This window comes from Micromonospora sp. 15K316 (assembly GCF_004348525.1).
GTDB lineage: Bacteria > Actinomycetota > Actinomycetes > Mycobacteriales > Micromonosporaceae > Micromonospora.
In genome coordinates, this window is sequence record NZ_SMKG01000238.1 from 1 (window position 1) to 8,784 (window position 8,784).

Below are 8,784 nucleotides of genomic sequence, written 5' to 3' on the forward strand. Positions count from 1 at the left end.
CCCCGACATCATGTTCCCCGCCCCCCGCGACCGCACCGGCACCGCGATCGCGAAAGCCATCTGCCGGGACTGCCCCGTCAAGCGGCGGTGCCAGGACTGGGCCGACGACGCCGACGAACGGCACGGCATCTGGGGTGGCCTCACCCCCACCGAACGAGGCCGGCCCACCAACCGGCCCCGCGTCGTGCTGCCCGCCCGCACCTGCGCCCGCTGCGGCGACCAGTTCCGCTCAGGCCGCTCGAACCAGTCCCGCTGCTACGCCTGCCTCGGCAAATACCCCACCCTGCCGCCGCGGGACATCCTCCAAAACGCGGACAAGATTGCCGACCTGAAACGGCGGAAGATCGCCGACGAGACGATCGCCATCATGAACGGCTGGAAGGCGGAGCAGGTCACCGCCGCCCGCCGGCTGCTCGGCATCGACTCCCGCGGCAACACCCGCCCCACCGACGGCGGTGTGGTCAACGTCCGCTACCGGCGCCGCTCCAAGTCGACGGAGGTGTGACCACCCGCCGTCTCGACCCGCCCGCACGACAACCCAGCTGTGACCACGGGCCGGATTTGAGGACAACAGCAGCGCGACCGGGCCGCACCCCGGCCAGCCGTCGCTAAGGTCGAAGAACGCCGCTGGTTTTGGGCCGGGCACTCCCATGCACCACAGGAGCTGCCCGGCATGTCCTCCACCCGCGCCACGGCCGACCAGCCCACCGGCCAGGCCAACTACCAGCGCACCGGCGTGTACCCGCTCGCCGACCTCACCCTGTTCCCCGGCAACGCCCGCCGCGGCGACCCGGAGCTGATCCTCACCAGCCTGCGCCGCAACGGCCAGTACCGGGCGCTTGTCGTCCGCGACGAAGGCGACGGCCAACTGACCATCCTCGCCGGCAACCACACCGCCCAGGCCCTGGAACGCCATGGCCCCGGCCCCTGCGACTACCGGCCGACCGTCCGCGGCGTCAACCGTCCGTGCGGGGTGTGCCGCAACGAGCCGTGGGAGCTGTCCGCCCGCGCCGAGGTCATCGTCTGCGACGACGACACCGCCCGCCGTATCAACCTGGTCGACAACCGGGCCGCCGACCAGGGCGCCTACGACAACGACGCCCTCACCGAGCTGCTGTCGTACCTCGACGGCGACTACGAAGGCTCCGGCTACGCGGAGGCCGACGTCGAGGACCTGCTGCGTCTGGTCGAACCCCCGGATCTGGACAAGCTGGCCGACGAGATCGGTGAGCCCGACGACACCGACGGCTGGCCGGTCATCCGCTTCCCGGTGCCGCCGCACGTGGCCGCGGCGTGGCGCAGTCACCTCGACACGCACGGCGGGCAGGAGGTGGCCGCGTTCGCCGCCCTGCTCGACGTCGACCCCGAGACGCCGGCCGAACAGCCGTGGGATCCGGACCTGCAAGCCGAGGCCGAGCCGCAGTGACCCAGGTAGCAGTCACCTACCCGGTGGACGCGCTGGTGTCCTACCACTACTACCGGGACGACAAGGACATGGGGAAGCTCGCCGCCACCGGCCGGCTACGCCTCATCGGTGACTCGGGTGCGTTCTCCGCCCACACGCAGGGCACCCCGATCAACTTGCGGGAGTACGCCACCTGGTGCGAGCGGTGGAAAGACCACCTGTTCTGGCGGGCGTCCCTCGACGTCATCGGCGACCCGGCCGCCACGCTCGACAACTGGCGTACCCTCCGCGACCGGCACGGCCTCGCCACCGTCCCCACCATCCACCTCGGCACTGACCCCCGCTGGCTGGACGTGTACGTCCGCGAAGGCGTCGACTTCCTCGGCCTCGGCGGGCTCGTCGGGAAACCCCAGCCGACGGTGCTGCGCTGGACGGTGCACATGCTGCGGTACGCGCGGCAGCATCACCCGCAGGTCCGGTTCCACGCCTGGGGGCAGGCGGGCCGGAAGTTCCTCGACGCGGTACCGGTGTACTCGGCCGACTCGTCGGGTGTGCTCGGGGCCGCCTACCGGTACGCCCGGCTGCGCCTTTTCGACCCCGGCACCACCCGCGATCATGCGGTGGCGCTCGACGGCGGACAGGACGTGCTGAAACTCGGGGGCGTTCTGCGCCGCTGGTACGGCGTCGACCCCAACGACATCCGCACCTCCCACCCCGGCAACCGCACCACGCTGATCCAGCTCGCCGCGGCGAGCGTGCAGCAGTACGCCGCCTGGTTGCAGCGCCGACACCGGGTGTCCCCGCCCACCTGGGGCATCAACCCCAACACCCCACCGGACACCGGTGCCCGGGTGCACCTCGTGTCCTCTCGCGCCGGGGGACTGACCGACGACCTCGAAACCGTGGTCACCGGGGAAACCCGCCGCACCGCAGGCCCCCCAACCGGCCCCCGCGTCCACCTCGTAGACGGCACCCCGCGCAACCTCACCGCGGCCGTGAACGACGGCCAGTAAGGAACCCACCATGACCCACACCATCGCCCTGCTCTCCGGCGGCCTCGACTCCACCGTCCTCGTCGCCCACCTACTCGACCAGGGCCACACCGTCGACGCCATCTCCGTCGACTACGGGCAACGCCACGCCCGCGAACTCGACGCCGCCACCGCCATCGCCGACCACTACCGCATCCGCCACCAGCTCGTAGACCTCACCGCCGTCGGCCGGCTCCTCACCGGCTCCGCGCTCACCGACCCCACCGTGGCGGTCCCACACGGCCACTACGCCGACGAGTCGATGCGCGCCACCGTCGTCCCCAACCGCAACGCCATCCTCCTGATGGTCGCCGTCGGCGTCGCAGCCACCCGCAACGCCACCGCCGTCGCCACCGCCGTCCACGCAGGCGACCACCCCATCTACCCCGACTGCCGGCCCGAGTTCATCACCGCCGCCGACCGATGTGCCCGCGCCGCCACCGCTGGCTACGGCGACGTCACCGTCACCGCCCCGTTCGTCGCCATGTCCAAGACCGGCATCGCCGCGCTCGGCGGTCGGCTCGGCGCACCCCTGCACCTGTCGTGGTCCTGCTACGAAGGCGGCGCCCAACACTGCGGGCAGTGCGGCACCTGCGTCGAGCGGCGAGAGTCGTTCACCGACGCCGGCCTCACCGACCCCACCACCTACCGGACGGTGACGGCATGAAAGACGCCCTGCTGGCCCTGCTCACCGGCCTGATCGTGGGAGTGGTGTTCGCGCTGCTCCGCCTACCGATCCCCGCACCACCCACCCTCGCCGGCATCGCCGGCATCATCGGCATCTTCCTCGGCTTCATCGTCGTCGGGTGGTGGGTCCGTGGCTGACCACCAGCACACCGTCACCATCAGGCACAACTTCGAGACCGGACACCGGCTCCCGGCCCTCGGCGGGAAATGCGTGTCCCTGCACGGCCACTCCTGGTGGGTGGAGCTGACCATCACCGGCCCCTACCAGCCGGAGCAGGGCACCGTCGTCGAGTACGGGGCCGCGAAACGACGGGTCCGCCAGTGGATCGACACCCACCTCGACCACGGGGTGATGCTCGGCCAGGACGACCCGCTCCTGCCGATCCTCGCCGACCACGGAAAGGTGTATGCGTTCGGCTCCGACCACCCCTCCGCCGGGCTGGTCTGGCCGACCGTCGAGAACGTGGCCGAGCTGCTGGCCCGCGTCGGGAACATGGTGCTCGCCGACCTCGGCGGCCGAGTGGTCCGCGCCCGAGTGCAGGAAACCCACGTCAACGCTGCCGAGTGGGTGGCGGCATGACCACCACGCTGCCCGTGTGCGCCCCCGCCACCCTGCCCATCGCAGAGGTGTTCGGACCGACCGCCCAGGGCGAAGGCCCCAGCGCCGGCCGGGTCGCCACATTCATCCGCGTCGGCGGCTGCAACCTCACCTGCCGCGGCTGCGACACCCCCTACACGTGGGACGCCACCCGCTACCGGCTCCGCGACGAACTCACCGCCATGACCGCCCAGCAGATCCTCACCAGCCTGCCGAACACCCCACTGGTCGTGGTCACCGGCGGTGAACCGCTCATGTACCAGCACCGGCCCGCCATGATCGAACTGGTCGACACCCTCGCCGTCGACCGGCACATCGAGGTCGAAACCAACGGCACCCGCCCACCAGCCGACACCCTCACCCGCTGGGACAACGTCCGCTTCAACGTGTCCCCGAAACTCGACGGACCCATGAGCGTCGACCCCGCCCACAAGCGGATCGTCCCCGACGCGCTCGCCGCGTTCGCCAGCCTCGCCCACGCCGGCCGGGCCGCGTTCAAGTTCGTCGTCGCCAACCCGACCGACGTGGACACCGCCGCCGCGCTGGCCGCCGAGTACGGCGTCCCACCCACCGCCGTGTGGATCATGCCCGAGGGTGTCACCCCCGACACCACCCTCACCACCGCCCGCACCGTGGCCGACACCGCCATCCGGCACCACTTCAACATCACTCTGCGGCAGCACATCCTGCTGTGGCCCGACACCGACCGAGGACGCTAATGACCGCCACCCACGCCGAACCCGCCACCGGCTACGACCACACCGACGCCACCTGGCACGCCGCCGCCATGCTCAAGCACCTCGGCATCACCGGCGACGACGACACCCCCGCCCGCCTCGTCCGCGCCCTCCACGAACTCACCGCCGGCCGACTCACCGACCCACGGCAGCACCTCACCGTGCAGTTCCCCCCGGTGTCCTCCACCCCCGGCGTCATCGTCGTCGAAGACGTCCCCTTCACCAGCGTGTGCGAACACCACGTGCTGCCGTTCACCGGCCACGCCACCGTCGCCTACCTACCCCACCCCGAGCAGCCCATCGTCGGCCTGTCGAAGCTGGCCCGCCTCGTGCAGGACTATGCCGCCCGCCCCCAGGTCCAAGAGCGGCTGACCGGCCAGGTCGTAGACGCCCTCCTGGACGTCCTCCAGCCCGCCGGAGCCGCCTGCGCCGTCCGTGGCACCCACTCGTGCATGGCCCTGCGCGGCGCTCGAACCGGCACCAACTCCGCCATGACCACCGTCGCGTTCGCCGGTGTCCTCGCCACCGACCCGTACCGGCGAGAGTTCACCGACCGGCTCGCCACCCGCGCCTGGCGCGGCTGACCACCCCCACCCGAGGGGCGGGAACCCGTGAACCCACAGGGCGTGAACACCGGCCACCCTCTGCCCGTCGAAAGGAGGTCCAGCTGATGGGCGTCAGCAAAGCGAAACAGGCTGAGGTGTCGGAGCGGCGGCGGAAGGCGATCAGCCTGAAACTGGCCGGCCTGTCCTGGCAGGCGGTCGCCGACCAGCTCGGCTACCGCAGCCGGGGAGCCGCCTGCCAGGACGTGTCGAGGGCGTTGGAGCAGTACCGCCGGGACGAGGCGCAGCAGGTCGAGATGCTGCGGCACGTCGAGGGTGAGCGGTACGACCGGTTGCAGGCGGCGTTCTGGCCGAAGGCGTTGCAGGGTGACCCAAAATCCGCCGACGTGATCCTGAAGGTGATGGCGGGCCGCTCGAAGCTGTTCGGTCTCGACGCCCCGGCGAAGGTGCAGCACTCCGGTCAGGTCGCCACCTACCAGATCGTGGGGGTCGACCCGGATGCGCTTGTCTGACCTCGACGACAGGGAGGAGCTGGGTGGGGGTGGGCCGCCGCGGGTGGTGTACGAGCCGCGCGGCGCCCACCGGGCGCTGATGCTGTGCCGGGACACGGAGGTCGCTGCCGTAGGTAGGGCTGGCAGCGGTAAGACCCTCGCCGCCTGCTGGAAACTGCACCTGACCGCGATGAAGGTGCCGGGCCTGCGGGCGTTGATGCTGCGCGCCACCCACGTCAGCCTCACCGCGACCACGCTGGTCACGTTCCAGCGGCAGGTGGTCGCCGCGTCGCTGACGGACGGCACGGTCCGCTGGTACGGCGGGTCGGAGAAGGACCCGCCCGCGTTCCGGTACGCCAACGGGTCGGAGATCCTGGTGGCCGGCGGTGACCGGCCGGAGAAGTTCCTCAGCGCGGAGCTGGACCGGATCTTCGTGGACGAGGCGGTGGAGATCACCCTCGACCTGTTCGAGACGCTGATCTCCCGCCTACGCGGTCAGGCGGCCACGTACCAGCAGATCGTGTTGGCGACCAACCCGTCCCACCCGCAGCACTGGATCAAGCAACGGGCCGACGATGGCAACCTCACGATGCTCACCTCAACGCATCGGGACAACCCCGCCTACGTCAACCTCGACGGCACGTACACCGACGCGGGCCATGCGTACATGGAGAAGCTGGACGCGCTGACTGGTGTGCGCCGGCAACGCCTGCGGGACGGCCGGTGGACCGCCGCCGAAGGTGTCATCTACGAGGAGTGGGACCCGGCGGTGCACATGGTGGACCGGTTCGAGCCGCCCGCCGAGTGGCCGCGGATCTGGGGCGTCGACTTCGGCTACACCAACCCGTTCACGGTGCAGTGGTGGGCGGTCGACCCGGACGGCCGGCTGTGGCTGTACCGGGAGCTGTACTGGACCCGCCGCACCGTCGACCAGCACGCCCGGGACATCCTCCGGCAGGTCACCGACGGGGGCGGGAAGTGGATCGAGCCGAAACCGACGGCGGTCGTGTGCGACCACGACGCGGAGGGTCGGGCCGTACTCGAACGCGAGCTGGGGTTGACGACCGTCCCGGCGCGGAAGCAGGTCGGGGAGGGCATCCAGGCGGTGCAGGCCCGCATGCGGCAGGCCGGTGACGGCCGGCCACGCCTATTCTTGATGCGCGACACCCTGGTCGAGCGTGACCCGCAGCTGGTCGAGGCGCGCAAGCCGCTGTGCCTCGCCGACGAGATCCCCGGCTACGTGTGGGACAAGGACCGGGACGGCAAGGTGAAGGAGCAGCCGTCGAAGGAGGACGACCACGGCTGCGACACGATGCGGTATGTGATCGCGCACGTGGACCTGGTGGCGAAGACGAAGGTGTCGTCGCCGGCTGGGCGGGCGGCGGGACGGTCGGGGTCTGCGGCGGGCCGCTACGGTCGGCCGCTCGGCGGGGTCACCGCGGGCCGGTCCCGACGCTGACCGGACGCCAGGGTTGTGGGCAGGGCTGGTCCTGCTGATCGAGTTGGGCAAACGGTGGGGGTTTCCCGGGGCGGCCGGGCGGGTGCCGGCGGCACACTGAGGCCATGACGCGGGCTCCGGCGAACCTCATGGCCGTACGAAGCCTGCTCCTCACTCACCTCAACCCGGCAGCGAAGACTTCCCCAACTACGCAACTTTCGCCGGAGGATTTCCCGCGAAACCCCTAGCATCGGCCCCAACTGCGGGAAATCTTCCGGGAGGCCGTGGGTGAGCACCCTCGTCGTACTGATCGCGCTCGGCGTCGCCTCCTACCGGGCCACCCACCTCGTCGTCCACGACTCCATCGCCGACCCGGTCCGCGACCGCCTCTTCAACTGGTACGACCGGAAACCGACGTCGACGCCCCGCGACCTGCTCACCACCCTCATCTCCTGTACGTACTGCGCCGGCTGGTGGGTGTCCGGCGCAGTACTCACCACCTACCTCTCCGCTACCGGCGGCTGGAGTGAGGTCCCGCTGCTCGTCCACGGCGTCGAATGGTTCGCCGTCGCCGGAGTGCAGGCCCTGCTGAGCCGGTGGAACGACACCCGGGCGGAACAGTGACCCGCCGCCTCGTCGGCGCCGCTGCCCGCTACACGAGCCGCCGCACCCCCACCACCGCGAACGTCGACCAGTCGTGGCAACACGCCGCCTGGAACCACTACTCGACCACCCCGGAGGTGCGGTTCGCCGCCAACTGGATCGGCAACGGCATGAGCCTCGGCCGCCTGTACGCGGGCCGCCGCACCCCCGACGGTGTTGTCGAACCCGCCCCCGACGGGCACCTCGCGGCCGACCTCGTCGGCACGATCGCATCCGGTCCCGACGGGCAAGCGGACATGCTCCGCGATTTCGGCCCCCACCTCGTCGTCGCCGGTGAGGGGTGGATCGTCATCCGCGGCGACGACTGGCGTGTCCTGTCCGTGCTGGAAGTCAACGCCAAGAACGGCGGCAACGTCGAGGTCGAACTCGACGGCGTGCGCGTACCCGTGAAAGACGACGACCCGGACGCCCCCATCGTCATCCGCGTGTGGGACCCGCACCCCCGCCGCCACTTGGAAGCCGACAGCCCGGTGCGGTCCGCGCTCGGACTCCTCGACGAGCTCCAGCTCCTCCACGCCAGCGTCAAGGCCATCGCCCGCAGCCGCCTAACCGGCCGTGGTGTGCTGCTCGTGCCGCAGGGCGCACGGTTCCCCACGAAGCCAGGCGAGCAGGGCGACGCCGAGGACGACCTGCTCGACGTGTTCCTCAACGTCGCCGAGACCGCGATCCGTGACCCCGAATCGGCCGCCGCCACGGTGCCGATCGTCCTCGAAGTGCCCGGCGAGGTCATCAGCGATGTGAAGCTGCTGTCGTTCGCGTCCGAGTTCGATGAACTCGCGATCCGGCTGCGGGAAGAAGCGATCCGCCGGTTCGCCACCGGCATGGAGATCCCCGCCGAGGTTGTGCTCGGCATGGCCGACACCAACCACTGGACCGCCTGGGCGGTGCAGGAAGACGCAGTCCGGCTGGGCATCGAGCCGCGCCTGTCCATGGTGTGCCACGCCCTCACCACCCAGTGGCTGCGGCCGGTCCTCGAAGCCGAAGGCGTGCCGGACGCCGACGAGTGGATGGTCTGGTACGACTCGTCGGCGCTGCGGGTCCGCACGAACCGGGCGCAGACCGCGCTGGAGGTGTACGACCGCGGCGAGCTGTCCGGTGTGGCGCTGCGACGGGAAACCGGCTTCGAGGAATCCGACGCCCCCACCCCCGCCCAGCCAGGCAACGACCTCTT

12 protein-coding genes are annotated in these 8,784 nt (G+C 70.8%); all 12 read left to right on the top strand.

Annotated elements, in window-relative coordinates; translation table 11 throughout:
- A partial coding sequence (locus tag E1211_RS27770; RefSeq protein ID WP_132352469.1) for a WhiB family transcriptional regulator occupies positions 1-505 on the top strand: 505 nt, incomplete at its 5' end.
- A gap of 168 nt (positions 506-673) precedes the next feature.
- Positions 674-1,426: a hypothetical protein gene (locus E1211_RS27775; protein WP_132352471.1), complete on the top strand. Its 753-nt coding sequence runs from the start codon at positions 674-676 to the stop codon at positions 1,424-1,426.
- Positions 1,423-2,418, top strand: coding sequence for a hypothetical protein (locus E1211_RS27780; RefSeq protein ID WP_165947360.1), 996 nt, complete (start codon positions 1,423-1,425; stop codon positions 2,416-2,418). The genes E1211_RS27775 and E1211_RS27780 overlap by 4 nt, the downstream gene beginning before the upstream one ends.
- A gap of 10 nt (positions 2,419-2,428) precedes the next feature.
- Positions 2,429-3,103: a 7-cyano-7-deazaguanine synthase QueC gene (queC, locus tag E1211_RS27785; RefSeq protein ID WP_132352475.1), complete on the top strand. Its 675-nt coding sequence runs from the start codon at positions 2,429-2,431 to the stop codon at positions 3,101-3,103.
- Complete coding sequence (locus E1211_RS27790; RefSeq protein ID WP_132352477.1) at positions 3,100-3,261, top strand: XapX domain-containing protein; 162 nt, start codon at positions 3,100-3,102, stop codon at positions 3,259-3,261. The genes queC and E1211_RS27790 overlap by 4 nt, the downstream gene beginning before the upstream one ends.
- On the top strand, positions 3,254-3,703 hold the full coding sequence (locus tag E1211_RS27795; protein WP_132352479.1) for a 6-carboxytetrahydropterin synthase: 450 nt from the start codon (positions 3,254-3,256) through the stop codon (positions 3,701-3,703). Before E1211_RS27790 ends, E1211_RS27795 begins: the two co-directional genes overlap by 8 nt.
- Positions 3,700-4,440 (top strand): 7-carboxy-7-deazaguanine synthase QueE, encoded by a 741-nt coding sequence (locus E1211_RS27800; RefSeq protein WP_132352481.1) that lies wholly within the window; start codon positions 3,700-3,702, stop codon positions 4,438-4,440. The genes E1211_RS27795 and E1211_RS27800 overlap by 4 nt, the downstream gene beginning before the upstream one ends.
- A complete protein-coding gene (gene folE, locus E1211_RS27805; RefSeq protein WP_132352483.1) occupies positions 4,440-5,042 on the top strand; it encodes a GTP cyclohydrolase I in 603 nt (200 codons plus the stop codon). The genes E1211_RS27800 and folE overlap by 1 nt, the downstream gene beginning before the upstream one ends.
- 86 nt (positions 5,043-5,128) lie before the next feature.
- A complete protein-coding gene (locus tag E1211_RS27810) occupies positions 5,129-5,533 on the top strand; it encodes a hypothetical protein (RefSeq protein WP_132352485.1) in 405 nt (134 codons plus the stop codon).
- A complete protein-coding gene (locus E1211_RS27815; RefSeq protein ID WP_132352487.1) occupies positions 5,520-6,971 on the top strand; it encodes a phage terminase large subunit in 1,452 nt (483 codons plus the stop codon). The genes E1211_RS27810 and E1211_RS27815 overlap by 14 nt, the downstream gene beginning before the upstream one ends.
- Positions 6,972-7,238: 267 nt before the next feature.
- Entirely contained in the window at positions 7,239-7,574 is a 336-nt protein-coding gene (locus tag E1211_RS27820) for a DUF1360 domain-containing protein (protein ID WP_132352489.1), read from the top strand.
- Positions 7,571-8,784, top strand: a 1,214-nt coding sequence (locus tag E1211_RS27825) for a hypothetical protein (RefSeq protein WP_132352491.1), incomplete at its 3' end; no start/stop codon positions are given. The genes E1211_RS27820 and E1211_RS27825, both read left to right, overlap by 4 nt.